Below are 590 nucleotides of genomic sequence, written 5' to 3'. Positions count from 1 at the left end.
GCTTGGTCGCAAACGCAGTTTCCGGCGGTACGTGCGCCGCCGCCATGCGAGCTGGATCATCCGTCCAAGCCTTCGGCAGATACAGCGCCCGGTCGATAAATGCGTGGCCGTGGCACGAGACGTAGGACGCAAACACACCGATCTGGCAGTTGGTGATCTTGCCGGCCGAACCCGTGTACTGACGTCCAACCCCGCAGGAGGCCTTGCCCTGCTTCAGAAAGCCGGTCTCGTCGATAACCAGCACGGCTTGCGGATCGGCGAGCGTCTCCACAACGTAATCCCGCACGATGTCGCGCAGCACATCGGCATCCCACCGACCGCGGCCAAGAATCGCCTGCTGGCGCCAAGGCCCGGGATCCCCCGCCGCTTCCGCCCGCATCCAGCCAGTCTTGCGCCGCTCATCCCCGAGAAGTCCATCCAGGAACAAGCCCGCTGAAACCGCCACGCGCTCCTGCGTAAACAGCGGCTGGATTCGTCGCTTCACATCCCGCAGCGAAGAGGCCCAAAGCTCCAGCGTCGTCTCGATCGATGCGCCCATCATCCATGACCTCCGAATCATGGTCGCCCATGGATTCAGAACTCGTCGAAAG

At 63.2% G+C, this 590-nt stretch carries 1 protein-coding gene; it reads right to left on the bottom strand.

Annotated elements, in window-relative coordinates; translation table 11 throughout:
- On the bottom strand, positions 1 to 559 hold a 559-nt coding region (locus tag VQ044_RS25535), incomplete at its 3' end, for an IS701 family transposase (RefSeq protein ID WP_327650485.1).
- Positions 560 to 590 lie beyond the last annotated feature (31 nt).

The organism is Aurantimonas sp. C2-5-R2, assembly GCF_036549495.1.
Taxonomy (GTDB): Bacteria; Pseudomonadota; Alphaproteobacteria; order Rhizobiales; family Rhizobiaceae; genus Aurantimonas; species Aurantimonas coralicida_A.
The sequence above is the reverse complement of the archived record's forward strand: the minus strand, read 5'-3'. Positions and strand labels throughout refer to the sequence as shown.